Annotated in this window: 19 protein-coding genes; 2 read left to right on the top strand and 17 right to left on the bottom strand. The window is 69.7% G+C overall.

Annotated features, from left to right (window positions below):
- Positions 1–230: 230 nt before the first annotated feature.
- Genes ABD785_RS11185 through ABD785_RS11175 form a run of 3 tightly spaced genes read right to left on the bottom strand, consistent with a single transcriptional unit; the run spans position 231 to position 3,702 of the window.
- Positions 231–2,612, bottom strand: coding sequence for an ATP-binding cassette domain-containing protein (locus tag ABD785_RS11185; protein ID WP_344825798.1), 2,382 nt, complete (start codon positions 2,610–2,612; stop codon positions 231–233).
- An 18-nt stretch (positions 2,613–2,630) separates the two neighbouring features.
- On the bottom strand, positions 2,631–2,978 hold the full coding sequence (locus tag ABD785_RS11180) for a VOC family protein (RefSeq protein ID WP_344825795.1): 348 nt from the start codon (positions 2,976–2,978) through the stop codon (positions 2,631–2,633).
- Positions 2,979–3,036: 58 nt separating this feature from the next.
- Positions 3,037–3,702 (bottom strand): SGNH/GDSL hydrolase family protein, encoded by a 666-nt coding sequence (locus ABD785_RS11175; protein ID WP_344825793.1) that lies wholly within the window; start codon positions 3,700–3,702, stop codon positions 3,037–3,039.
- Positions 3,703–3,756: 54 nt separating this feature from the next.
- Between ABD785_RS11175 and ABD785_RS11170 the strand changes: the two genes are divergently transcribed.
- Positions 3,757–4,677 (top strand): 1-aminocyclopropane-1-carboxylate deaminase/D-cysteine desulfhydrase, encoded by a 921-nt coding sequence (locus tag ABD785_RS11170; RefSeq protein ID WP_344825790.1) that lies wholly within the window; start codon positions 3,757–3,759, stop codon positions 4,675–4,677.
- Here ABD785_RS11170 and ABD785_RS11165 read toward each other — a convergent pair.
- The 6 genes from ABD785_RS11165 to ABD785_RS11140 form a co-directional block, all read right to left on the bottom strand.
- Positions 4,610–6,739, bottom strand: a complete 2,130-nt coding sequence (locus tag ABD785_RS11165; RefSeq protein WP_344825787.1) for a discoidin domain-containing protein — start codon at positions 6,737–6,739, stop codon at positions 4,610–4,612. The two genes, ABD785_RS11170 and ABD785_RS11165, sit on opposite strands and share 68 nt — an antisense overlap.
- A 79-nt stretch (positions 6,740–6,818) precedes the next feature.
- On the bottom strand, positions 6,819–9,377 hold the full coding sequence (locus ABD785_RS11160; RefSeq protein ID WP_344825784.1) for a discoidin domain-containing protein: 2,559 nt from the start codon (positions 9,375–9,377) through the stop codon (positions 6,819–6,821).
- Positions 9,378–9,435: 58 nt separating this feature from the next.
- Positions 9,436–10,776, bottom strand: coding sequence for a GH1 family beta-glucosidase (locus ABD785_RS11155; RefSeq protein ID WP_344825781.1), 1,341 nt, complete (start codon positions 10,774–10,776; stop codon positions 9,436–9,438).
- Between the two features lie 58 nt (positions 10,777–10,834).
- Positions 10,835–11,674, bottom strand: coding sequence for a carbohydrate ABC transporter permease (locus ABD785_RS11150; RefSeq protein WP_344825779.1), 840 nt, complete (start codon positions 11,672–11,674; stop codon positions 10,835–10,837).
- Complete coding sequence (locus ABD785_RS11145) at positions 11,667–12,623, bottom strand: carbohydrate ABC transporter permease (RefSeq protein WP_344825777.1); 957 nt, start codon at positions 12,621–12,623, stop codon at positions 11,667–11,669. Before ABD785_RS11145 ends, ABD785_RS11150 begins: the two co-directional genes overlap by 8 nt.
- Positions 12,624–12,628: 5 nt before the next feature.
- Positions 12,629–13,945, bottom strand: coding sequence for an ABC transporter substrate-binding protein (locus ABD785_RS11140; protein ID WP_344825775.1), 1,317 nt, complete (start codon positions 13,943–13,945; stop codon positions 12,629–12,631).
- Between the two features lie 232 nt (positions 13,946–14,177).
- Here ABD785_RS11140 and ABD785_RS11135 point away from each other — a divergent pair, with 232 nt between their 5' ends.
- Positions 14,178–15,341, top strand: coding sequence for an ROK family transcriptional regulator (locus tag ABD785_RS11135; protein WP_344825772.1), 1,164 nt, complete (start codon positions 14,178–14,180; stop codon positions 15,339–15,341).
- A gap of 160 nt (positions 15,342–15,501) precedes the next feature.
- Here ABD785_RS11135 and ABD785_RS11130 read toward each other — a convergent pair whose 3' ends face one another.
- The 8 genes from ABD785_RS11130 to ABD785_RS11095 all read right to left on the bottom strand — a co-directional run bounded on the left by ABD785_RS11130 (position 15,502) and on the right by ABD785_RS11095 (position 25,851).
- Complete coding sequence (locus tag ABD785_RS11130) at positions 15,502–18,729, bottom strand: S41 family peptidase (protein ID WP_344825769.1); 3,228 nt, start codon at positions 18,727–18,729, stop codon at positions 15,502–15,504.
- Positions 18,730–18,761: 32 nt separating this feature from the next.
- On the bottom strand, positions 18,762–19,715 hold the full coding sequence (locus ABD785_RS11125) for a GNAT family N-acetyltransferase (RefSeq protein ID WP_344825766.1): 954 nt from the start codon (positions 19,713–19,715) through the stop codon (positions 18,762–18,764).
- Between the two features lie 288 nt (positions 19,716–20,003).
- Positions 20,004–21,356 (bottom strand): L,D-transpeptidase, encoded by a 1,353-nt coding sequence (locus ABD785_RS11120; RefSeq protein WP_344825763.1) that lies wholly within the window; start codon positions 21,354–21,356, stop codon positions 20,004–20,006.
- Positions 21,353–22,657: a L,D-transpeptidase gene (locus tag ABD785_RS11115; protein ID WP_344825760.1), complete on the bottom strand. Its 1,305-nt coding sequence runs from the start codon at positions 22,655–22,657 to the stop codon at positions 21,353–21,355. Before ABD785_RS11115 ends, ABD785_RS11120 begins: the two co-directional genes overlap by 4 nt.
- A gap of 192 nt (positions 22,658–22,849) precedes the next feature.
- Positions 22,850–23,998, bottom strand: coding sequence for a L,D-transpeptidase (locus tag ABD785_RS11110; RefSeq protein ID WP_344825757.1), 1,149 nt, complete (start codon positions 23,996–23,998; stop codon positions 22,850–22,852).
- Between the two features lie 59 nt (positions 23,999–24,057).
- Positions 24,058–24,702 carry a VC0807 family protein gene (locus tag ABD785_RS11105; protein WP_344825754.1) on the bottom strand — a complete coding sequence of 215 codons (645 nt, stop codon included), beginning with the start codon at positions 24,700–24,702 and terminating at the stop codon, positions 24,058–24,060.
- Positions 24,703–24,840: 138 nt separating this feature from the next.
- On the bottom strand, positions 24,841–25,113 hold the full coding sequence (locus tag ABD785_RS11100; protein WP_344825751.1) for a GlsB/YeaQ/YmgE family stress response membrane protein: 273 nt from the start codon (positions 25,111–25,113) through the stop codon (positions 24,841–24,843).
- A 108-nt stretch (positions 25,114–25,221) separates the two neighbouring features.
- Positions 25,222–25,851 (bottom strand): trimeric intracellular cation channel family protein, encoded by a 630-nt coding sequence (locus tag ABD785_RS11095; RefSeq protein ID WP_344825748.1) that lies wholly within the window; start codon positions 25,849–25,851, stop codon positions 25,222–25,224.
- Positions 25,852–25,874: the final 23 nt, after the last annotated feature.

Raw genomic sequence — 25,874 nt, 5'->3', positions numbered from 1 at the left:
TCAGCGCTGCGCCGGACGGCTCCCGGGTTACGGTTCCGCGTCCGGCTTGAATGTTGTTTCGAGCAACTTATGCGACAGTGACCTGCCGCACAACCCGGGCAAGGGGGTTATTTGTTGTCTCGGATAACAATCCGGACACACGCCGTTAACCTGCACGAACTCATGAGAACAGCCCGCCGGCGGGGCCGGCGGGCTGCTGGGGCGGACGGGTAAGAGGGGGACCGCGGCGGTCAGGCTCCCACGTAGTCGGCGAGGTGCTCGCCCGTCAGGGTGGAACGGGCGGTGACGAGATCGGCCGGGGTGCCCTCGAAGACGATCCGGCCGCCGTTGTGGCCTGCGCCGGGACCGAGGTCGATGATCCAGTCGGCGTGGGCCATGACGGCCTGGTGGTGCTCGACGACGATCACGGACTTGCCGGCGTCGACGAGCCGGTCCAGGAGGCCGAGGAGCTGCTCCACGTCGGCCAGGTGGAGGCCCGCGGTCGGCTCGTCGAGGACGTAGATCCCGCCCTTCTCCCCCATGTGGGTCGCGAGCTTCAGGCGCTGGCGCTCACCGCCCGACAGCGTGGTGAGCGGCTGGCCGATGGTGAGGTAGCCCAGCCCGACGTCCGCCAGGCGGCGCAGGATCGTGTGCGCGGCCGGGAGCTTGGCCTCACCGTCGGCGAAGAACTCCACCGCCTCCGCCACGGGCATCGCCAGGACCTCGGCGATGTCGCGGCCGCCGAAGCGGTAGTCGAGCACGGCCGCCTGGAACCGCTTCCCCTCGCATTCCTCGCAGGTCGTGGCCACCCCCGCCATGACCGCGAGGTCGGTGTAGATGACGCCGGCGCCGTTGCAGGCGGGGCAGGCGCCCTCGGAGTTGGCGCTGAACAGCGCGGGCTTCACCCCGTTGGCCTTGGCGAACGCCTTGCGGATCGGCTCCAGCAGCCCGGTGTAGGTGGCGGGGTTGCTCCGGCGCGAACCGCGGATCGGGGCCTGGTCGATCGAGACCACGCCCGCCCCCGCCGGGATCGAGCCGTGCACGAGCGAGCTCTTGCCCGAGCCCGCGACCCCCGTGACGACCACGAGCACCCCGAGCGGGACGTCGACGTCCACGTCCTGGAGGTTGTGCGCCGACGCGCCGCGGATCTCCATCCGGCCCCTGGGCCGCCGCACGGCGTCCTTGATCGCCGCCCGGTCGTCGAAGTGGCGTCCGGTGATGGTGTCGCTGGCCCGCAGCCCCTCGACGGTGCCCTCGAAGCAGACCGAACCGCCGCCGGTGCCCGCGCCGGGACCGAGGTCGACGACATGGTCGGCGATCGTGATCGTCTCCGGCTTGTGCTCCACGACGAGCACCGTGTTGCCCTTGTCCCGCAGCCGCAGCAGCAGGTCGTTCATCCGCTGGATGTCGTGCGGGTGCAGGCCGGTCGTGGGCTCGTCGAAGACGTAGGTGACGTCGGTCAGCGACGATCCGAGGTGCCGGATCATCTTGGTGCGCTGGGCCTCGCCGCCCGAGAGCGTCCCGGACGGGCGGTCGAGGCTGAGGTAGCCGAGCCCGATCTCCACGAACGAGTCGAGGGTCCCGCCGAGCGAGGCCAGCAGCGGCGCCACCGACGGCTCGTCGAGCCCGCGCACCCAGTCGGCGAGGTCGCTGATCTGCATCGCGCACGCGTCGGCGATGTTGATTCCCGCGATCTTCGAGGAGCGGGCCTCGGCGGCGAGGCGGGTGCCGTCGCACTCGGGGCAGACCGTGAAGGTCACCACGCGCTCCACGAACGCCCGGATGTGCGGCTGGAGCGCGTCGACGTCCTTGGCGAGCATCGACTTCTGGATCTTCGGGATCAGGCCCTCGTAGGTCAGGTTGATCCCGTCGACCTTGATCTTGGTGGGCTCCTTGTGCAGCAGGTCGTGGAGCTCCTTCTTCGTGAACTTGCTGATGGGCTTGTCCGGGTCGAAGAAGCCGCAGCCGCGGAAGATGCGGCCGAACCAGCCGTCCATGCTGTAGCCGGGGATCGTGAGCGCGCCCTCGTTCAGCGACTTGCCCTCGTCGTACATCTCCGTCAGGTCGAAGTCGGTGACCGAGCCACGGCCCTCGCACCGGGGGCACATCCCGCCGACGCGGTTGAAGCTCCGCTTGACGGTCTTGGTGTCGGCCCCGCGCTCGACCCGGAAAGCGCCGCTCGCCGAGACCGACGCGACGTTGAAGGAGAACGCGCTGGGCGAGCCGATGTGGGGATCGCCCAGCCGGCTGAACAGGATCCGCAGCATCGCCGTGGCGTCGGTGGCGGTGCCGACCGTCGAGCGGACGTCGCCGCCCATGCGCTGCTGGTCGACGATGATCGCGTTCGTCAGGCCCTCGAGGACGTCCACCTCGGGCCGGGCCAGCGTGGGCATGAAGCCCTGCACGAAGGTGCTGTACGTCTCGTTGATCAGCCGCTGCGACTCAGCGGCGATCGTGCCGAACACGAGGGAGCTCTTGCCCGAGCCGGAGACGCCGGTGAACACCGTCAGCCGGCGCTTGGGCAGCTCGACGCTGACGTCCTTCAGGTTGTTCACCCGCGCACCGTGCACGCGGATCAGGTCATGGCTGTCAGCGGCGTGCGGCGCGCCGGTGCTCTCAGGTGATCCCATCATGTCCCCAACCTAGTGTGATCACTTGTCCTGGAGCAGGCCGAGCACATTGCCGTCGGGGTCGGTGAAGGTGGCCACCAGGCGCCCGCCGCCGACGTCGTGCGCGGCCTCCTGGACGGTGCCGCCCGCCGCGGTCACCTCGGCCAGTCTCGCCTCGATGTCCGGGACGTGCCAGTAGGCGACCGGACCGGACATCTTCTGCGGACCGCCGTTCGGCACGAGGCCGATGTGCTGTCCCCCGACCTCGTATCCGACGTAGTAGTCGCCGTCGACCTGCGGCTCCGTTCCGAGCAGGGCCGAGTACACGGCCTTGGCCGCGGCCAGGTCGGAGACGGGGTGCAGAACGGTCTTGATTCCCTGATTTCCCATATCGGTCACGCTAGCTGCGGCCCCGCGGCGGCCGCTTCTCGATTCCTGACCGGTCTGGTCAAACCCTGACCATGAGCCCCCTGATGATCTCGGCCGCCAGGACGGCCTGACCGGAGGCGGAGAAGTGGATCCCGTCGGGCCCGACCAGGTCCGGACGGTCGTTGACCGGGTGGTCCCACATGTCCACGAGGACGGCCCCGTGGTCCGAGGCCAGCCTCCGGGTGATCGCGTTGACGGTGCGCACCCGCTGGTCCCAGTCGGGGAAGCCCGGCACGACGAAGGCGCGGCCCAGGGTGAAGACCGTCAGCGTCGCGCCGGTGGCCGCCGCGGCCTCGTGGACGGCGCCGAGGGCCTTCTCGATCACCGTGAAGTCGGGCTCGGGCCGGAACAGGTCGTTGGCCCCCGATGGCAGGTGGACCAGGTCGGGGGCGAAGGCGGTCATCCGGCCGAGCTGGGTCTTCAGCGTCCTGGACGTGGTCGCTCCGACCTCGGCGACGTTCAGGCAGGCGAGATCGGGACGGATCCGGCGCAGGACGTCGGCGACCCGGTCGGGCCAGCCCAGGGAGGCGTAGCCGGGGCTCGGATCGCCGGTGCCCTTGGACAGGCTGTCCCCGATCACGGCGAACCGCCGCCAGGGCGCCCCCGCCAGCAGCGCGGCGGCCTCGGCGGGAGGCAGGCAGAACGGATCGGTCTCTTCGGTCCTGGGCACGGTCGAAATCGTCATGAACAAAAAGTACGATCGTTCGTTCTATTTTTGCAAGGGCACTAGAGTGGGGACATGGAGTTCGCGGTGGGGGTGTCGCCCGTCGTCGAGGTGGTGGATCCGGTGCTCGCCGCCGCGGGGGTCAGGGTCTGGCTGAAGCGGGACGACCTGGTCCACCCCGATCTGCCGGGGAACAAGTGGCGCAAGCTCAAGTACAACCTGGAGGCCGCTCGCGGGCACCGGGCGCTGCTGACCTTCGGCGGCGCCTACTCCAACCATCTGCGGGCCGTCGCCGCCGCCGGGCACCACTTCGGGTTCCGGACGATCGGGATCGTGCGCGGAGAGGAGCGTCTGCCGCTCAACCCGTCACTGGAACGGGCGGCGGCCTGGGGCATGTGCCTGGGCTACCTCGACCGCGCCGCCTACCGCCACAAGGGCGATCCCGAGGTCGCCGCGCGGCTGCGGGAGGAGTACGGGGAGTTCTACCTGGTGCCCGAGGGCGGCAGCAACGCGCTCGGCGTCCGCGGCTGCGTGGAACTCGCCGAGGAGATCGATCTGCCCTTCGACGTGCTGTGCTGCCCCGTCGGGACGGGCGGCACCCTGGCCGGGCTCGCCGCGGGGCTACGGCCCGGGCAGCGGGCCCTGGGGTTCTCCGCGCTGAAGGGGGCGGCCGGGTACCTGGAAGGTGAGGTGGAGCGGCTGCAACGGGAGGCGCTCGGCGCCGTCACCGCGAACTGGAGCATCGATCACGACCACCACGCCGGCGGGTACGCCCGGAGCACACCCGGCCTCGAGGCGTTCGCCGCCCGCTTCTCCGCCCTGCACGGACTCGACCCCGAACGGGTCTACGTGGCCAAGATGCTCCACGGAATCCACTCCCTGGCGCGACGATCCGGGTTCCCCCGGGGAACCCGGATCGTCGCGGTGATCACGGGAAGCCGACCACCTGGGACGGCACGGTCGAGGTGCCCTGGGTGGGCGCCCCGGTGTCGTTGACGACATGGGCGAACTGCCCGTTGCCGCCCAGCGAGATCACCAGCACGTCGTGCAGCCTGACGCCCGGGGTCACCGGCACCTCGAAGCCCCTGTCCTGGACGATCGACGGGTCGACGTTGAAGTAGCAGTAGGAGCCCAGCCCCCAGGCCTCGTGGGCCCGGACGGTGTCGGCGACCTTGTAGGCCGCGTAGCCGCGGACGGAGCCGTTCTGGATCGACGCCTGGTCCGGCGCGTCGTAGGACTTCTCGTTCTGGAAGAAGATCGTCCGCCCGCGCTCGCCGTTCCAGGTGACGTCGTACCGGTTGAAGTGCTCGACGAACAGGCCGGTGGCCAGCACGTCGTCGCCGTTGACCACGAGGCCGTAGTCGGCCCGGTTGGTCTCCCAGCCGACGCCGTCGCCGTGGTCGGCCCGCCAGATCCAGGTGTGGTCGATGATCGTGTCATCGCTGTTGACGACCACGCTGGTGGTGGCCTTGCCGGCGAACTGGCCGCCGATGCGGACGAAGACGTCCTGCATCGAGATCGGGTCGTCGGAGTGGTCCGCCGACGCTCCCGGAGGGCCGATCTCCAGGAGCGCCGGCGAGTTCGTGGTGCCCGCGTCGATGAGGAAGCCCGCGAGCTTCACCCCGTCGACGTCGGCGACCTTCATGGCGGTCACGCCGCCGTCCGGCACGAGCGTGGCGAGGCCGAGGCCCAGCACGACCGTGTCGGGGTCGTTCACCTGGATCGTGGAGTCCAGGTGGTAGATGCCGGGCGTGAACAGCAGGTGCAGGCCCTTGGCGAGCGCGGCGTTGATCGTCGCGGCCGAGACCCCCGGACGGGCGACGAAGAACCTGTCGAGGGACAGTGAGCCACCGGCCTCGGGACCGTTCCCCCAGCTCGTCCCGCGCGCCAGCCTCCGCTTGGCCGGGACGAACACCCGCAGCGACCCGTCCGCCTCGGCGTAGAGGTAGGGCTTCTCGCGGGAGACGGGCGTCGTGTCGAGGGTCGTGTACGGCGGGTCGGGGAAGGACTGCGCGGGCGCGCCCTGGACGCCGGAGAACACCATGTTCCAGACCGCGTTCGACATGGAGCCGATGGAGCTGTCGCGGGTGTACCACTGCTGCTGAGAGTAGGTGCCGACCAGGCCGTCGACCTTGCTGTCGGCGATGTAGCCGCCCGAGGCCCAGCCGTAGGAGGACGGCGCCAGGTTGAGGCCGCCCTTGATGTGCATGCGGCGGAACGGCGCGGCCTGGGCGACGGCCCACCGGTTCGTGCCGGACGGCGGGGCCACCGACAGGTTCTCGGTGGAGCGCCAGAAGTTCTGGGTGGCGTTGCCGCCGAACCACTGCGCGTCGACGCTGACACCCTTGAGCGTCACGTCGTCGGGCGACTTCCCGAGCCCGTGGACCGAGGTGTAGAAGCCGACCTTCGCGTCCACGTCGTAGCTGCCCGGCCGGAACAGCGCGGCGTAGCGGCCCTCGCCGAACTGGGCGGACTCCTGGGCGGTGAAGACGGCGTCGAGCCTGGCCTGGACGTCCGCCGCCGGCATCGAGGGATCGAAGACCAGGACGTTCGGGCCGAGATCGCCGCCGCCGACCGGTCCCGCGTCGCCGGAGGCCTTGCCGAGGACCTGGAACTCGAACAGCGAGTAGCCGTAGGGCGTCGCACGGGCCTGGCCGAGGAGGCGGACGTAGCGGCCGGATCCGGAGACCTCGAGGGAGTCGCTGCCGCCGTCGCCGTCCGCGACGGTGGCCAGGTCGGTCCAGGTGAGCGCGTCGGAGGAGATCTGGATCTTGTAGCCGGAGGCGTAGGCGGCCTCCCAGCTCAGGACGATCCGGCGGACCTTCGACGTGGAGCCGAGGTCGACCTGGAGCCACTGGGCGTCGCTCCAGTCGCTGGCCCAGCGCGTCGCGGGGTCGCCGTCCACGGCCTGCGCCGCGGAGAACGGCCCCGGCTGGCTGGAGGAGGCCGTCACCGGACGCCCCTGCGACAGCAGATGCTCGGCCGCGTGCGCGGCGGTGGGAAGGACGAAAAGGGAGGAGGCGACCGCGATCGCGGTCCCCAGGGTTCTTGCCTTCACTGGTGCTCCTGGGCACGCCGAGGCGGGACCGCCGCCTCCGGTGGGAGACGGCGGCCCCTGTGGGGGGTGGGATGGCGGACTAGGGGAACTGGACGATCTTCGACGGGATCGTGGAGGTACCCGACGTCGGTGCGCCCGTGCTGTTGACGACATGGGCGTACTGGCCCATCCCGCCGAGCGAGATCACGAGGAAGTCGTGCAGCTTGATCCCGGTCTTCACCGGGACCTGGAAGCCGTGCGCCTGCACGATCGAGGGATCCGCGGTGAAGTTGCAGTACGAGCCGAGACCCCACGCCTCGTGGGTGTTCACGGAGTCGGCCACCTTGTAGGCGGCGTAGCCGACGATGCCGTCATGGGTGATGGCGGCGGCGTTGGGCACGTCGTAGGCGATCTCGTTCTGGAAGAAGATCGTCCGTCCGCGCTCTCCGTTCCAGACGACGTTGTACTTGTTGTAGTGCTCGACGAACAGGCCGGTGGCCAGCACGTCGTCACCGTTGACCACGAGGCCGTAGTCGGCGCGGTTGGTCTCCCAGCCCACCCCGGCGTCGCCGTGGTCGGCCCGCCAGAGCCAGGTGTGGTCGATGATCGCGTCGTCGCTGTTGACCACGACGGAATTGGTGGCCAGGCCGGGGCCCGCACCGCCGATCCGCACGAAGACGTCCTGCATGCTCGTGGGGTTGCCGCTGTGGTCGGCCGAGGAGCCGCCCGGGCCGATCTGCAGGAGGGTGTCCGACTTCTGGGCGCCGGCGTCGATGAGGAAGCCCGCGAGCTTCACGCCGTCGACGTCCGCGACGTGCATGGCGTCGACGCCGTTGTCCGGGATGATCGTCGCCAGGCCGAGACCGAGCACCACGGTGTCGGCCCGGTTCACGTTGATCGTCTCGTTCAGGTGGTAGACGCCGGGCGTGAACAGGAGGTTGAGCCCCTGGGCGAGCGCGGCGTTGATCGTCGCGGCCGTGGCTCCGGCCTTGACCACGTAGAACTGCTCGAGGGGGATCGAGCTGCCGCCCGCGTTGGCCGGCCAGCTCACGTTGCGCGCGTTGGTGCGCTTGGCGGGCACCCACACCTTGTAGGCGTTGCCGTCCAGGTACAGGAACGGCTTCTCCCGCGAGATCGGGGTGTTCTCGAGGGTGGTGTAGGCGTCGTTCGGACCGCCCTGGAAGTTGGTCGCGGGCGCTCCCTGGACACCGGAGAACACCTGGTTCCAGACGCCGTTGGACCAGCCGCCGATCGAGCTCTCCCGGGTGTACCACTGCTGCTGGGAGTAGTTGCCGACGGTGCCGTCGATCTTGCTGTCGGCGATGTAGCCGCCCGAGGCCCAGCCGTAGGACGCCGGCGCGAGGTTCAGCCCGCCCTTGACGTGGATGCGGCGGAACGGGGCGGCCTGGGCGACGGCCCACCGGTCGGTGCCGCTGACCGGGTTGAGCGCGAGGTTCTCGGCGGAGCGCCAGAAGTTCTGGGTGGCGTTGCCGTTGAACCAGCCCGCGTCGACGGTGATGTCACCGTTGATCGTGGTGTCGTCGGGGTTGAGGCCGAGACCGGAGATCGAGGTGTAGAAACCGACCTGGGCGTTGATGCCGTTGTAGGTGCCGGGCTTCATCAGGAACTGGTAGCGGCCGGGACCGAACTGCGCCCGCTCCTGCTGGGCGAAGACCTGGTCGAACTTGGCCTGGAGGTTCGGGGTGGAGGGGTCCACCACGATGACGTTCGGGCCGAGGTCTCCCCCGCCCTGGATCGGCGGCTGTGTGGTTCCACCACCGGTGTGCACGGCCACCTCCCACAGCGAGTAGCCCCAGCCGGTGCCGCGGGCCGTGCCGTGGACGCGCACGTACCGGCCCGACCCCGCGACGTCGTAGGACGCCTGACCGCCGGTGCCCCCGGTGACGGTCTTGAGGTCGGTCCAGGAGTTCCCGTCGGCCGAGGCCTGGATCTTGAAGTCCTTGCCGTAGGCGCCCTCCCAGTTCAGGTCGACCTTGCAGATGTCCTTCGCGGACCCGAGGTCGACCTGGACCCACTGCGGGTCGCTGTGCGCGCTGGACCAGCGGGTGCCGGGGTCGCCGTCGAAGGCGCCCGCGGCGGGCGTTCCGCCGTTCTCGATGCTGGACGCCGAGGCGGGCCTGCCCTGGGCGGCGTTGGCGGAGTCGCAGGTGGCGGGCGGGACGTCGCCGCCACCGTAGACCTGGAACTCCCAGAGCGAGTAGCCGTACCCGGTGCCCCGGGCGGTGCCCGACATCCTGACGTAGCGGCCGTTACCGGCTACGTCGAGGCTGTCGGAGCCGCCGTCGCCGCCGGTGACGGTCTTCAGGTCGGTCCAGGAGGTCCCGTTGTCGGAGACCTGGATCTTGTAGTCCTTACCGTAGGCGGCCTCCCAGGTGAGGACGACCTTGCTGATCGCGGCCGAGGCCCCGAGGTCGACCTGGAACCACTGCGGGTCGGACGCGGCCGACGACCAGCGGGTGCCGGTCAGGTTGCCGTCCACGGCGAGGGCGGCGGTCGTGCCGCCGTTCTCGATGCTGGACGCCGAGGCGGCCTTGCCCTGCGACAGCAGGGTCTCGGCCGCCGCGGCGGGCAGCTGGGAGGGGATGGTGACCAGCGCCGCCGTGGTGGCGAGCGCGATCCCCAGCGATGTGACTCTCATGCTTTTCGCTCCATCAATGGAGTAATGGGGGGTGGGTGAAGCGAAAGAACCGGAAGGATCAGGCGCGGCTCCTGTGCTCGGCGATGATGTCGGCGTAGCGGTGCCCGCTCGCCTTGATCGTGCGGGCCTGGGTCTCGTAGTCGACCCGGACGAGCCCGAACCGCTTGTCGAGGCCGTTGGCCCACTCGAAGTTGTCGAGCAGCGACCAGGCGAAGTAGCCCTTGACCGGGGCGCCGTCCTCGACCGCCCCCGCGACCGCCGAGAGGTGCTCCTCCAGATAGGCGATGCGGTCGAGGTCCTGGACGGACCCGTCCTCGGCGACCTTGTCGTCGAAGGCCGCCCCGCTCTCGGTGATGTAGATCGCCTGGGCGCCGTAGTCGTCGGTGAGCCGGTGGATCAGGTCGGCGAGGCCCTGGCCGTAGATCTCCCAGCCCATCGCGGTGGTGGCCGCGCCCTCCACCGGCACCTGCCGGGCGAAGGGCGCGGGGCCCGCCGGGTCGTTCTCGATGATCTGGCGGAAGTAGTAGTTCAGGCCGTGGTAATCGCACGGGGCCGAGATGACTTCGAGGTCGTTCCCGATCACGGGGGGCTCGACCCCGTAGACCTCGACCATGTCGGCGGGGTAGCCGCGCCCGTTGGACGGGTCGAGCCACCACCGGTTGACGTGACCGTCCATCCGCCGGGCCGCCTGGACGTCCTCGTCGCGGTCCGAGGCGGCCTCGATGCCGCTGAGGTTGGTGACCAGCCCGATGTTCGCGGGCAGTTCGGCGTTGGCGCGAATCGCCTGGACGCCGAGCCCGTGGGCGAGCAGCAGGTGGTGCGAGGCGTCCACGGCCTGCTTGAGGTCCTTGACCCCCGGCGCGAACCGGCCCTCGAGGTGGCCGATCCAGCCCGAGCACAGCGGCTCGTTGAGGGTGTTCCAGTCGGCGACCCGGTCACCGAGCCTGGCCGCGACGACGGCCGCGTACTCGGCGAAGGCGTAGGCGGTGTCGCGGGCGGGCCAGCCGCCCCGGTCCTGGAGGGCCGAGGGCAGGTCCCAGTGGTAGAGCGTCACGAACGGCCGGATCCCGGCCTCGAGCACCGCGTCGACCAGGCGGTCGTAGAAGTCGATGCCGAGCGGGTTGATCTCGCCGCGTCCGGTCGGGATCACGCGCGGCCAGGCGACGGAGAAGCGGTAGGCGTCCAGGCCCAGCGACTTCATGATCGCTAGGTCTTCGGGCCAGCGGCGGTAGTGGTCGCAGACCACGTCGCCGTCGTCGCCGTTGTCGATGGCGCCGGGGACGCGGCAGAAGTCGTCCCAGATGGAGGGGAGGCGTCCGTCGACGTCGACCGCGCCCTCGATCTGGTACGCGGCCGTCGCCGCGCCCCAGAGAAAGTCTTTCGGCAGGGGGGTGTTCAAGGCAGACCTCACCTAAGGAAGTGGCGAAAAGGGATGTGAGCTGCGGTGCTTAAGGGCGTTACTTGACGGCGCCGGCGGTCAGGCCCGCGACGAGGAAGCGCTGGAGCAGCAGGAATCCGATGACGATGGGAACGGAGACGATCAACGACGCGGCCATGACCTGGTTCCAGTAGACCTGGACCTGGGTCGAGTACTCCTGGAGCCCGACGGCGAGCGTCCGGGTGTCGGAGTCGGTCATCACGGAGGCGAAGAGGACCTCGCCCCAGGCGGTCATGAAGGAGTAGATGCTGACCGCGACGATGCCGGGCATGGCGGCCGGGATGACCACCCGCAGCAGCGCCCCGATCGGGCCGTTGCCGTCGACCATGGCGGCCTCGTCGAGCTCCTTCGGGATCGAGTCGAAGTAGCCCGCGAGCATCCAGATCGCGAAGGGCAGCGAGAAGGTCAGGTAGGTGACGATCAATCCGAGCCGGGAGCCGTACAGGACGATCCCGGTGGTGTTGCCGATGTTGACGAAGATGATGAACAGGGGCAGCAGGAACAGGATGCCGGGGAACATCTGGGTCGACAGGACGGTCACGGAGAAGATCCCGCGGCCGCGGAACTTGAACCGGCTGATGGAGTAGGCGGCGAAGATCGCGATGATCACGGAGCAGACGGTCGCCGAGCCCGAGATGATCAGGCTGTTCATGAAGTACTTGGCGAGCGGGACGGTCTTCCAGATGTCGATGAACGGACGGAGCGTGATCGACGTCGGGATCCAGTGCCAGTCGCCCTGCACGTCGCCGAGCGGCTTCAGCGACGACGAGATCATCGCGTAGAGCGGCAGCAGCGTGAACAGCGCGAGGAAGCCGAGGACGATGCGGCGGGCCCAGCCGACCCAGCGGGGCTCAGACATGCGCTTTCCTCCTGCGGGACGTGATTCCCAGGTACACGGCGGTGACCAGCAGCAGGAACAGCAGCAGCAGCACCGACATGGCCGAGCCGAGTCCGAAGTTCCAGGTCACGAACGAGCTCTGGTAGATGTGGATCGAGATCAGCGACGCCTCGCGCGGCGCGGACGCGCCGAACAGGACGTACGGGGTGTTGAAGTCGTTGAAGGTCCACAGGAACAGCACCAGGAACAGGACCTGGTTGACCGGGCGGAGCATCGGCTGGGTGATGGCCCGCAGCTGGCGCCACCAGCCCGCCCCGTCGATGGCCGCCGCCTCGTAGAGGTCGCCCGGGATGTTCTGCAGCCCGGCCATGACGATGAGGAAGGCGAACGGCCAGGACCGCCAGACCGAGACGGTCAGCAGCGCCCAGAAGCTGTTGTCGCCGATCAGCCAGAAGGTCTGGCCGCCCAGGATGCTGTTCACCATGCCGGTGTCGCGCTGGAACATGAACGACCAGGTGATGACCGCGGCGTACATCGGCAGCGCGTACGGGATGAGGAACAGGGTCCGCAGCATGTCCCTGCCGCGGAACCGGCGCTGCATGAGCACCGCCGCGGCGGTGCCGAAGAGCCAGGACAGGCCCACCGAGAGCACCGTGTACTCGCAGGTGACCCAGAACGAGTGGAGCAGGGACTTGCCGGCGGCGGCGTCGAAGTCCAGGACGAACTTGTAGTTGTCGAACTTCGCGTTCGGCGCCGCGGACCAGTTGCGGATGTAGAACTGGGTCAGCTTGAGGAAGCTCATCCCGATCCCGACCAGCATCGGGATGAGGTGGATGAGCAGCTCCAGCAGCAGGGCCGGGAGCAGGAGGAGATAGGGCAGCGCCAGCCGTCGGCGCTTCACCCACGGGCTCCGGGGTCGGGGGGCCCCGGCCGCCTTCGCGGCCGGGGCGTGCTTCACAGCGGTGGCCATAGGGATTAGCTACCGGCCGCGATCTGCTGGTCCGCCTGGGTCAGCTGGTCCTTGATCGTCTTGGCGTCGACCGTCTTGCCGGCCGCGACGTCCGCGAACATCGTCTTCATGGCGGTGCCCACGAGGGTCTCGAACTGGCTCTCCTGCGGGACCTGCGGCATCGGCTCGGCCGTGGTGCCGAGGACGTTCTGGAACACCTTGACGTCGTCGGTCTGGAAGGCCGGGTCGCTGTAGGCGTCCTGGACGGTCGGCAGCGAGCCGTAGGTCTTGTTCAGCAGCGCCTGCTCGGGGGCGGACGTCATGAACTTGACGAACTCGAGGGCGGCGTCCTTGTTCTTGGTGTTCTTGAACACGGACATGTTGATGCCGGCGACGAAGCTGGTCACCTTCCGGCTGTTGGCGGGCGGGGTGCCGGGCAGCGGGATCGGCGCGACGCCCAGGTCGTCCATGTTCATCCCGATGTTCTTGAACGAGCCGGCGGAGGCCTGGTTCATGAACATGGCGGCCTTGCCGTCCGACAGGTCCTTGAGGGACTTGGCGGTGTCGGTGTACTCCGCGTTGGCCGGGTTGACGATCTTGTGCGTCTGCATCAGGTCGATGAACTGCTGGACCGCGTTCACCGCCGGGTCGGAGGCGATCTGCGGCTTGCCATCGGCGCCGAAGAACTCCGCGCCGTGCTGCGCGCCGAGGATCGCCGCGTGGTGGACGTTCTCGGTGACCTGGCCGGCCTGGAGGGACAGCCCCCACTGGCCCTTCTTCGGGTCGGTGAGCTTCTTGCCGTCGGCGATCAGCTCTTCCCAGGTCGCCGGGGGCTTCTCGATGCCCGCGGCCTTGAACAGCTTCTTGTTGTAGTACAGGCCGTAGGCCTGACCGTAGATCGGGACGCCGACCGGGGCCTGGCCGTTCGCGCCGGTGGCGGCGAGGGACGGGCCGAGGAAGCGGGACTTGCCACCGATCTTCTCGAGGGTGGGGTCGTCGAAGGGCAGGAACGCGCCGGTCGCCTGGAGCGACGCGGACCAGGTGTTGCCGATGTTCAGAACGTCGGGGCCCTGGCCGGAGGTGGTGGCGGCGAGGATGCGGTTGAGCAGCGTGTCCCAGCTGACGACTTCGAGCTTGACCTTGATCCCGGTCTGCTTCTCGAACTTGTCGAGCTCCGGCTGCAGGACGGCCTTGTCGTTGTCGAGGCTCGTGCCCTGGTTGGAGGCCCAGTAAGTGAGCTCCTTGGGGGCGCTGCCGCCCTTGTCGTCGCCGCCGCCGCAGGCCGCCGTGGTGGCGGCGACGAGCGCCAGTGCGAGCGCCGGAGCGATCTTTCCGATACGCATGGGGGTCCCTTGGGGGTAGGAGGACGTTCGGCCGTGACCCTATTCGCAGCTGAGGAGTGGAGATGACAGACTGTGACTTGAGACACGGCTTATTTCAGGGCTTGATTTAAGCGCTGAGAAACGCCATCGTCAACCCCTGAAGATGACTTCCTTCACGACGTGGAGGAAGATGCAGGTGGGAACGAAGAACCGGGAAGGTGGGACCACGTTGGCGGAGCGCAAACGGGGCACTGTGCGCGATCTGCGTCGGGACAACCGGTCGGTGCTGCTGTGGTCGCTGTACTTCGGCGGAGCCCGCAGCCGGCAGGAGCTGAGCACCGCCACGGGCCTGTCCCCCGCCTCGGTGAGCAACGTGATGCGTGAGCTGATCGACGACGGGATAGTGGCCGAGGTCGGCTCCGTCGACTCCGACGGCGGGCGTCCCCGGGTGCTCCTGCGGGTCAATCCCGAGTACGGCTACGTGATCGGCGTGGACGTGGGCGAGACCCGGGTGCAGGTCGAGCTGTTCGACCTCGGCATGACCGAGCGGGCCAAGGCCGACTTCCCCCTCGACCCGCGCCAGCACGACGCGGAGGCCGTCGTCGCCGCGATACTGGCCGGGATCTCCACCGTGCTGACCGACAGCGGCGTCCACTCCGGATCGATCCTCGGGGTCGGCGTCGGCGTGCCCGGCGTGGTGCAGCAGCACCCCGAGGTCTCCGTCGACGCCCAGACCTTCGGATGGCGCGACGTGCCCCTGGAACGGCTCCTGCGGGCGGGCACCGACCTGCCGCTGCGCATCGACAACGGTGCGAACACCATGGGCCAGGCCGAGCTGTGGTTCGGCTCCGGCCGGGGCGCCCAGAACGCGATCATCGGCCTGATCGGCTCCGGCGTCGGGGCCGCGATCATCAGCCACGGCAGCGCCGACCGGGGTTCCACCGCCAGCGCGGGCGAGTGGGGGCACACGCCCGTGATCGTCGGCGGGCGGACCTGCCGCTGCGGCAACGTGGGCTGCCTGGAGGCCTATGTCGGCGCCGAGGCGATGCTGGAACGTTACGAGGAGGCGGGCGGCGTGCCCGCCCAGGGCGACCAGGAGACCGCCCTCGCGGCCATGCTCCTGGAGGCCGGGACCCCCGGCACCATCGGGCAGAAGATCATGGACGAGACGGTCCTCTACCTGGGCGCGAGCCTCGGCGGCCTGATCAACCTGCTCAACCCCGAGCGGATCATCCTCGGCGGCTGGGCGGGCCTGCTCCTCGGCGAACGCTACCTGGAGGCGCTCCGCGAGACGGCCCGCCGCCACTCCCTGACCCACCCGTTCTCGACCACCTCGATCGAGCTGTGCAGGCTCGGCCCCGACGCCGTCGCCCTGGGCGCGGCCACCCTCCCCCTGGAGCGCTTCCTCAACGGCTAGGGCCTGTCTCGGAGTCGGCGCCCGTGGCGAGCGGCGTTCAGGTGCGTGCCCTGGTGGTGCGGAGGAGGGAGTCAGCCTGGTGTGGCTGGCGACTGACGACAAGCCTCCAGGGTGCGTGCCTGGGCGTCGCGCAGCAGGGCAGTTGACTTCGAGACAGGCCCTAACCGGACGGCGGCCGGGCCGGCGGGTGCTGCTCCAGCTCCTCCAGGGCGAGGCCGATGGCGGCGTCGAGCTGGGGATCGCGGCACTTCACCCAGTCCTCGGGCGTCATGACGACCTCGATGTCGGGGTCGACGCCGTGGTTCTCCAGGTCCCATCCGTAGGCGTCGAACCAGGTGGCGTACTTGGGCACCGTGATCGACGAGCCGTCGGCCAGCCGGTGCCAGCCGTCGATGCCGACGACCCCGCCCCAGGTGCGGGTGCCGACGACCTTGCCCAGGCCGAGGGTCTTGATCGCGGCCGCGATGATGTCGCCGTCCGAGCCCGCCCGCTCGTCCACGACGGCCACGATCGGGCCGCGCGGAGCGTTGTCGGGATAGGGCGACGGCCTGCGGTGGCGGGGGACGTCCCAGCCGATGATCTTCCGTGAGAGCTTCTCGACGATGAGCTGCGAGGTGTGGCCGCCGCGGTTGCCGCGCAGGTCCACGATGAGGCCGTCGAGCCCCGCCTCCACCCGCAGGTCGCGGTGGAGCTGCGCCCAGCCGAAGCCCACCATGTCGGGGATGTGAAGATAGCCGAGGCGGCCGGAACTGGACTCCCGCACATGCCTGCGTCGCTCGGTCACCCAGTCCTGGTAGCGCAGCCGCTCGTCGTCGACGAGCGGGACGACCGCCACTCTGCGTGGTGTTCCCCCGTCGCGCGGGCCGATCGTCAGCTCGATCGGGCTGTCGGCCATCCCCGCCAGCAGCGGCCCGGGGCCCGTCACCGCGTCGACGGGACGGCCGTCGATCTCCAGCAGGATGTCGCCCGGCCTGACCACGATGCCGGGCCCGGCCAGCGGGGCGCGGGCGCGTGGGTCGGAGGTCTCACCGGGCAGGATCCGGATGATCCGCCAGACGTCGCCGTCGCGGTGCAGGTCGGCGCCGAGCATCCCGAGCCAGTCGCCCGCCCGGCCGTACCGGGCGCGGGCCACGTAGGCGTGGGACGTGCCGAGCTCGCCCTGGACCTCCCAGAGCAGGTCGGCGAAGTCGTCAGGGGTGGCGACCCGGTCCAGCAGCGGCCGGTACCGCTCCAGCACGTCGTGCCAGGAGATGAGGTCGAGGACCCCCTCCTTCCAGAACTCGTGCCGCGTGATCCGCCCCGCCTCGGCGAAGGCCAGCTCCCACCTGCTGCGCGGATCGAAGGTGGCGCGCGCCCTGGACAGGTCGACCTTGACGACGTCGTCGCCGTCGGCGGACCGGTCGGACGGCACGACCTTCAGCGCGCCCCGGTCGCGGATCACCAGCCGCTCGCCGTCGCCGCTGACGGCGTAGGAGTCCAGCGGGTCGACGATCTCCTCGCACTTGCGCGAGGCGAAGTCGAACCGCTCCAGCGTGGGCCGCAGCGGCGAGGAGTCGGGGGTCGGGCCGCTCTCGCCGAGCTCGCCCGACAGCGGGATCTTCATCCAGACCACGCCGCCCTTGACCGCGCTCATCGCCGCGTAGCGGGAGGCCTCGACCGGGAACGGCACGACCCGCGCCGGCAGCCCCTCGAGGTCGACGACGGCCCTGCCGTCCTCCTCGTCCTTCTTCTCCTCGTCCCCCGAGGCAGGACGCCCCTCCACCGACGGCGCGAACGGCGACGGGGTCGAGGCCGCCAGCGGCAGCAGATAGGGACGGCAGCCGAACGGGAACGACAGGTCGAACACGTGCTGGTCGTAGACGGGGTCGAAGCCGCGCCACGACAGGAACGCCAGGAACCTGCCGTCGAGGGTGAAGCAGGGCGAGGAGTCCTCGAACCGGCCGTCGGTGACGTCCACGACGGTCCGGTCGTTGAGCCGCATCAGCCGGATCCTGCGCAGCGGAGAGATCTCGGGCTCCGACCAGGCCAGCCACTCGGAGTCGGGCGAGAACACGACGTCCTCGATCCGGCCGTTCCCGGTCGAGGCCAGCTCGGAGGTCTCCCCCGACTCGATCTCCACCAGCAGGAGCTGGCCGTCCTTGGTGGTGACGGCCACCCGCACCCCGTCGGGGGCGGAGACCAGGTCGGCGGCCCAGCCGAGCTTGCCCGCGGCCAGGCGGCGCGGCGTGGAGCCGGGCTCGATCCCGGCGGCGGGCGCCACCTCGAGGGCGTCTCCCGGCAGGTCGGTGCCCGCGTCGACCAGCCAGGCCACTCCCCCGGTGCCCGCGCCGAGGACCGTGGGCCTGCGGGCGCGCGACTTCGGGTCGGAGGCCAGGGTGCGGGCGGGCCCGTCCCGGTGGGTCAGCCAGTGGACGGTGCCGGCGACCTCGACGGCGCTGGCCCGGCCGGTGTCGTCGCAGGAGAACCCGCCCAGCTCGTCCTCGCCGGTGATCAGGCGGGGCCTGCGGGCCGTCCCGGAGCCGCCGAGCCTGATCGGCAGGGCGCGCGGCGGGCTGTCGAGGTCGTCGACGATCCAGATCCGCCCGGCCGAGGAGTAGACGACGCGCGAGCCGTCGGTGGCGGCGTGCCGGGCGTAGAAGACGTCGTTGTCGCTGTGCCTGCGCAGGTCGTCGCCGTCGAAGCCGCAGGAGTAGAGCGCGCCCAGCCCCTCGTGGTCGGACAGGAACGCCACCCGGCCGCCGACGATCATGATGGAGTCGACGTGCCCGCCGAGGCCGGACAGGATCCGGGTGAAGTGGCCCTCGCCGACGCTCAGCTCGCCGTCGGCCTCGGTGCGGTACTCGGCGGGTTCGAGCGCGGGGCCCGTCCACAGGCGTCCCATGCCGCCGCCGCGGTACCGCTTCCAGCGGGCGGGCTCGCTGGCTCCGCCGGTGATGAAGGCCGCCAGCTCGGAGCGGTGCTCACCGGCCAGGCTGATGTCCTCGACGATCCCGTACGGCAGCCTGGCCGCCGTGGAGCCGTCGATGGGGACCGCGTAGGCCCAGGTGAAGTGCGAGAACGGCTGGCCGGTCGAGCTGGTCGCCAGCACCCGTCCCGACGGGGTCCAGCCCCGCACCCGGGTCGTCGCCGAGCCCCAGTGGGTGAGGCGCTCGCTCGGGCCGCCGTCGACGGAGGCGAGATGGACCTCGGGGTCGCCGTCCCGCCAGGTCGTCCAGGCGGCCTTGGAGCCGTCGGCCGACAGCCGGGGATGGCTGACCGGCGAGCGGTCCGCCGACAGGCGCCACGCCCGCCCCCCGTCGAGGGAGGCCAGCCAGACGTCGTCCTCGGCCACGAAGGTCAGCAGATCCCCGCGCAGGTGCGGGTACCTCAGATATTCACCCGAAGTCACCAGACCATCCTAGATCCGTCACGCCCCGCCGATCACGGCAGGTCGGCCACGGCCGCCTCGTACTCCCGGTACTCGCGCTGCGGCTGGAACCCCAGCTCCCGGTTGACGGCCAGCATGTGGGCGTTGTCGTCGGCGTTGTCGGTCTCGATCTCCAGCACCTCGGGACGCTCGTCGCGCAGCCAGGTGAGCATGACGGCCTTCAGCCAGATGCCGAGGCGGCGACCCCGGTGCTCGGGCACGACCGCGGTGTCGTACTGGAACGCCCGCTCGGGGGCGTCGCCGGGCACGACGATCTCGGTGAAGCCCGCCATCTGGGGGCCGTAGAGCGCCGCGACCGTGTAGAGGTCGTCGCCGCGCTTGGCCACGGCCTCGCCGGTCTCGCGGACCTTGTCGGCGTTCCAGGCCGAGCCGCGGCCGTCGGTGTGGTCGGCCATGGCCCGCTTGGCGTAGGCGTAGGCGACGGCCAGCCGGTCGGGGACGGGCCCGGTCCAGCGCACGAGCCGGTAGCCGGGCGGGTTCAGCGCGGCCAGCCCGGCGGGCTCGGCCGCGGCCAGCGGCAGCACCATGCCGCGGGTGGTCAGCACGCACCGGAACCCGTTGCCCTCCAGGAACGGGACCGCGGGGGTGCCGGCGAGCGCCTGCGCGATCGCGGTGCGCCGTCCCTCGGCCCGGAGCGCCGCCGCGGCCTCCCGCAGCAGCGCGGTGCCGAGCCCCCGCCGCCGCAGCCCGGGGCGCACATGGATCTCGATCTCCCCGGCCCTGGTCGCGGGGGTGCCCGGCAGCCGCAGCGCGGCCACGGCGCCGAACCCGTCGCCCTGGGGGACGGCCCACAGCCGTCCGCGCGGGCCGCCGAGCAGCCAGCCGACGGTCTGCGCCGGATCGGGCTCGGGCTCCCCCGGATGGTCGTGCCGGAGCGCGGCGGACACCAGGTCATGCCAGGCGTCGAGCTGCCCGTCGGCCGGATCGATCACCTCGACGATGTCCATCTTCGGAGTTCTACCGGCACCCTCAGAGTTCCGCAACGTCTCCATGCCTCAATACATCAGTCCTGAAATTCGTTCGCGAGCTAGAAGCATGGCCGATCCCGCCCCTTTTCGCCGCCGACTTCGATGAACTCACCCGCAACGAGCCCATCACGCCCTTCCCCGACCTCCCGGACAAGCTCCCGACCAGGGACGTCGCCCTCGGAGCCTGTTCAGGAAGCAGGGACGGCCCGCGAAATCAATGAAACGGATTTTACGGACTAAAGCAATTAGTCACCCATTACGGGCCGGTCAGGAAGCCGACACCGAAGGCGTGGAAGAGACCGGCGTCGAAGGCGAGACCGGTGCGGAGGGCGAGACGGAAGGCGAGGCCGGAGTGGAGGGCGCCGGGGAGGGGGAGGCCTCCTCGTCGGCGGCGGGCCCCGTGCTGATCTCGCGGTCGAGAGCGCCGCCCTTCACCCACTCCTTCCAGGGCATCTGGTAGAAGCTCCAGCCGTTGTTCCAGGCCAGCTTGCGCTTGGTGCCCGTCACGGTGACGACGTCACCGCGCTGGAAGATGCCGTAGAACCACTGGGCGAAGGCGGGCGGGGCGTTCACGCAGCCGTGGCTGAGGTTGTAGCGGCCCATACCCCAGACGCGGCTGGCCATGGAGTGCACGTACTCGCCGGAGTCGGAGATGCGGACGGCGTAGGGGATCTTCTCCTCGTAGCCGCCGTTCTTCTTGTCCTTCGGGTCGACGCCCATCCAGGCCGACGTCATGGTCTCGACCAGGTACTTCTGCATGGTCAGGTGGACGCCGCTGGTCGTCAGGTAGGTGTCGACGCCGCCGACGAACCGGCCGCCCTTGCCCGCGCTGATCGGGATGTACTTCTTCTTCTTGCCGTTGATCCTGACGGTGATGTGCTTCTTCTTGGTGTCGACGACGCTGATGTGCGAGTCGCCGATCTTGAACTTGAGGCTCTTGTCCGCGGTGCCGTAAACACCCTTGGCGGCCTTGGCCCCGGTCAGGTGGGCGATCAGCCGGACGTTCTGGTTCGCCGCCCAGTACTTGCCGTTCTTGGTCCGGAAGATCGCCTGGTTGCCGGCGGTCCAGTACCAGGCGCCGGTGGCGGCCTTGTCGGACCGCACCTCCAGCGCCCGCTCCACGGACTTCCTGTCGGTGATCTCGCGGTCGAACGTGACCGTGATCGGCATGCCGACCCCGACCTTCTCGCCCGCCGACGGGGTGATGTCGAGGATCCCGAAGGTCGCGGCCGCCTTGAGCGTCTTGAACGTGCTGCTCGCCGTGGTGCTCTTGTTCTCGGGGTTGGCCGCGGTGGCCTCGACCTTGTAGGTCGCGCCGGGCTTGAGGGTCCAGGCGGACTTCCAGGAGGCCTTGTCCGCGGACATCTCGCCGGGGACCTTCCTGCCGCCGACCGTGACCTTGACCGTCTCGATCGAGCCGTTGGCGGCCGTCACGGTGATCTTGCTCTCCGGCTTGACCTTGCCGGTGCCGTCCGCCGGGCTGATCGTCAGCTGGGGCGCGCTGGCCTCGGGCTTGGCCTGTTCGTTCGTGCCGGGGTCGTCGCCGCCCTTGGAGGTGGAGCAGGCAGCGGTCAGCAGCAGCGCCGCGCCGGTCAGCGCGGCGGTCTTACGGTGTGTCATGCGACGGGGCTCTCAGCGGGAGTCGTGGGGGTGGTCGTGCCCGGGGTGGTGGGCGTGCCCGTCGCCGGAGTGGTCGCGTCGGGGGCCGTCGTGGGGTCGCCCTGAGGCGCGGTGGAGACCGGCTTGTCGAAGGCGCTGCCGAGGATCCACTGCTTCCACGGCTTCTGCCACCAGCCGTAGCCGTTGTCGAACTCGAGCTCCCGGGTGGTGCCCTTGATGTCGACGATGTCGCCCCACTTGGAGGTGCCGTAGTACTCACGGGCGAACGAGGGCGGGGCGTTCACGCAGCCGTGCGAGACGTTGGCCCGGCCCTGGGAGCCGACCGACCACGGCGCCGAGTGAACGTACTCGCCGCTGTAGGAGATGCGGACCGCGTAGGGGACGATCTCCTTGTAGTAGCCGGGCTCGCCCTCCTTGATCCCCGGGGAGATCATCGTTTCGGGGTTCTTCTTGTCCATCGTGAGATGGATGCCGCTGGTCGTCGTGTACTTGCGCTCGGTGGCCTTGCCGGCCGAGATGCCGACGTCCCACTTCTTCTTGCCGTCGACCTTCACGACCATGCGGTGGGTCTTGGTGTTCACCGTGCTGATGCTCTGTGAGCCGATCTTGAACTTCAGGGTGAAGTCACTGGCGCCGTAGACGTTCTTGGCGGCCTTGACGCCCGCCAGGTGCCCGGTGACCTTGATGGTCTGGTAGGCCTTCCAGTACTTCTTGGTCCGGAAGATCACCTGCTTGTCGGTGTACCAGTACCAGGCGCCCTCGTTGGCGTACTTGGACTCCACGACCAGGGACTTCTCGACGGCCTTCTTGTCGACGACCGGCTGGTCGAAGTTGAGGACGACCGGCATCCCGACGCCGACCGTGTCGCCGCCCGAGGGGATGTTGTACTCCAGGCCCAGCGTGCTCGCGGGCTTGAGCGTCTTGAAGCTGCTGGTGGCAGTGGTGGTCTTGCCCTGCTCCCCCGCCGCGACCGCCTCGACCGTGTAGGAGGCGTTGGGCTGGAGGGTCCAGGCCGACTTCCAGGAGGTCTTGTCCGCGTTCATGGCCCCGGGCACGTCCTTGCCCTTGAGCTGCACCTTGACGCTCTGCAGCGCCCCGATGTCCGTCTTCACGGAGATGCCCTGCTCCGGCTTGGCCTTGCCCGTGCCGTCGGCGGGGGTGATGGTGACGACCGGAGCGGCGGGCTCCTTGGCCGATCCGCCGGGACCGCCGGTCCCTCCGCCGCCGCCCCCCGAGCTGCAGGCGGCCGTCAGGGCGGCGACACTGACGATTCCGACCAAGCCCAGCTTTTCCCGACGCACCGCTTCAACCTCCGTTAACCCCGTACATGCCGCGATCCCTCCGACCGCAAAGGCACGTACAGGAGACATTAACGGTTGAGACGACCTGGTACGGCACGGGGTTCGGAATTCACAAGACATTGATAAGTACCCGCAATGAGCGGTTGTCCAAACGCTCTCGGCCGCCGTCAGTTCACCCGCTCAGCCCGCCGCTCAGTTCGCCCAAGACGAGAAGGGGATCTGCCAGTAACCCCAGCCGTTTCCGGGCTCGAGCTCGCGGTCCGTGCCGGTCACCTTGATGACGTCGCCCCGCTGGGACTGGTCGTAGAACCACTTCGCCGCGGCGGGGCTCGCGTTGACGCAGCCGTGCGAGACGTTGGCGCGGCCCTGTGAACCGACCGACCACGGGGCCGAGTGGACGTATTCACCGGAGGCCGAGAAACGGACCGCGTAGTTGGCGATGATCTTGTAGTAGCCGGGGTCTCCCGGCTTCTTTCCCGGCGAGATCATCGTCTCAGGATTGGACTTGCCCATCACCAGATGGACGCCGTTGGTCGTGGTGTACTCGCGGGTCGTCCCGTTGCCCGCGCTGATCGGCGTGGTCTTGACGACCTCGCCGTCCCGCCTGACGGTCATGGTGTGCCGCCGGACGTCCACCGTCGTGATCTGGGCGGCGCCCACGTCGAAGGACCAGCTCCTCCCGGCGACCCCGTAGATGCCGGCGCCCGCCTTCACCCCGGTCAGCTCCGCGTCGAGCCTGACCTTCTGGTGCGCGGGCCAGTAGGTCCGGGTGCGGTAGACCAGCCGGGTCGGGCTCAGCCAGCGCCACGCCCCCTCGACCGGCTTCTCCGCGGTGACCTTCAGGGCGTGCACGACGGCGTCGCGGTCGGTGACGGCCCGGTTGAGCGTGACGATGATCGGCATCCCCACGCCGACCGTCTCGCCCTTGATCCCCGGCGTGACGTCGGTGACGCTCAGCGGCTTCGCGGGGGTCAGCGTCGTGAAGGCGGTGGTGACGGTGGTCTTCTCGCCGTCTCCGTTCGCGGCGGTGGCCGTGACCGTGTAACCGGTGGACGGGGCGAGGCCGCCCTCGGCGACCCAGGCCACGCGGCCCCGGTCGAAGGTGCCCCCGACCTCCTCGCCCCCGCCGGTGACCTTGACGTCGGTCAGCTCACCGTCGGCGACCGTCACCCGGACGCGGGCGTCGGGGCGGGCCTTGCCGGTGCCGTCGGCCGGGGAGACGGTGATCGTGGCGTCCTTCTTCTCGGCCACCAGCGAGCCGGTCCCTCCCCCGCCGCAGGCAGCGCCGGCCAGCAGGCCGCCGGAGACGGCACTGATCCCGACTAGACGGACGAATCTCACAAAAACCCCCCGAAACCCCTGAATAAGTAACAGTCACCGTATTCAGCGGATTCCCAGGGTCAAACCAGGACAGGCAGCCGCTTCTCGGCGTTGACCTGGCGAAGGCACCGCTGGAACCCGTGCAGGGACACCCCGAAGGCCGCCACCCACAGCAGGGCGACGACACTGGTCCGCAGCCACAGGAAGGTCTCGAGCGACTCGTGCCACAGCAGCCAGAGGCTGAAGGTCGCGTTGACGAAGAACACCAGAGCCCACAGCAGCGAGATGCGCAGGAAGAACTGCCGGACCCGGCCGTGCGCGAGGAAGGCCTCGGGCAGCGGCATCATGTCGGTGGCGATCTTCTGGGCCATCGGCCGCCCGAGCGGGACCGAGGCGAGGAAGGTCCCGCTGACGAGCAGCGTGCCCAGGGTCGGCTGGAGGAAGAACAGCTTGGGGTTGCCCGATCCGAAGGCCAGGGCGGCCCGGGCGGTGACGCCGAGCCCGGCGAGGATCAGGGCGCCCGGCACCGCGTGGCCACGGGCCATCCGGACGGCGATCGCGCCGAACACCCAGGCGACGGCCACGATGACGGCCCCTGTCTGCCCGAGCGCGACGAGCGCGATGTAGAAGACGACGACGGGCGCGATGATGCCCTCGATGATCCGGGGCAGCGCGTGCCTCAGCAGCACACCGATCCTCGGCAGTTCGAACGCGCCGTGCTCCATACAGAAGATCCCCGAGTCCCCAGGCGACACGAAGCCCCCACGGTACGCGATGATCCGATGAAAATCGCCCGGAACCAGCCGAAAGCCGCCGGGGCGGGCGCCCCGGCGGCTACGGATGGACAGGATCGAAGGAGACGATCAGTAGTCGTCTCTGCTCTTCGGCCAGAGGGCCGCGACGATGAACACGGCGAGCGCCGCGATGGCGACCTGGAAGAGGACCTCCCAGAAGTTGAAGCCGCTGGTCTTCAGGTCGAACATCCTGGCCAGACCGGTGCCCGCGAACGCGGCGATGATGCCGACCACCGTGGTCAGCCAGATCGGCATGCTCTGGCGGCCCGGGACCACCAGGCGGCCGAGCGCGCCGATGATGGCGCCGAAGACGATGGCGCTGATGATCCCTGAGATCGTCATGAACGCCTCCTCCCGTCGTGGTGCGGACCCCGCGGGGAGCGAAGTCGCCTCGATCCAGAACTACCCGGTGTGTCCGCTTTCCACCCGATACATGCGCTTTGTTGACCTTCAGGTGGTGAACTCGGGGGTCGCCGGGATCTGCCACGAACGGCGCAGGGCGATCATGCGCAGGGTGAAGGCCAGGAGCGTCGCGCCGAAGATGATCCAGCCGTTCCTGACGTCCAGCGCCCAGGCGATCGCCACGATCGCGGCGCCGAGGATCGCCGGGACGGCGTACAGCTGCCGGTCGGAGAGCACCTCGGGGACCTGGTTGCTGAGCATGTCGCGGATGATGCCGCCGCCGATCGCCGTCACGACGCCGAGCACCGTCGCGTGGAGCGGGGAGATGCCGTGCAGCAGCGCCTTCTGGGCTCCGGTCGTGCAGAACAGGCCGAGCCCGGCGGCGTCCAGGACGGTGATGACGCCCAGCATCCGGCTGACCTGCGGATGCCAGAAGTAGACGATCACCGCGGCGACGACCGGGATGATCACGTAGCCGATGTTGGTCGCGGCGGCGGGCGGCAGGGTCCCGATCATCGTGTCGCGGACGATGCCGCCGCCCAGGGCCGTCATCGCGGCCAGGACGACGACGCCCACGATGTCCAGGCGCTTGCGGAGGGCGGCCAGCGCGCCCGTGATCGCGAAGACGGCGATGCCCGCGTAGTCGAACAGCGGCAGCAGCCAGTCGAGCTCGATCATGGTGGCATTCTGCCCGACGTCAC

The organism is Actinocorallia longicatena, assembly GCF_039534125.1.
GTDB classification, from domain to species: Bacteria; Actinomycetota; Actinomycetes; order Streptosporangiales; family Streptosporangiaceae; genus Actinocorallia; species Actinocorallia longicatena.
Note: the sequence above shows the minus strand (reverse complement) of the source record. Positions and strands in the feature narration are given on the sequence as shown.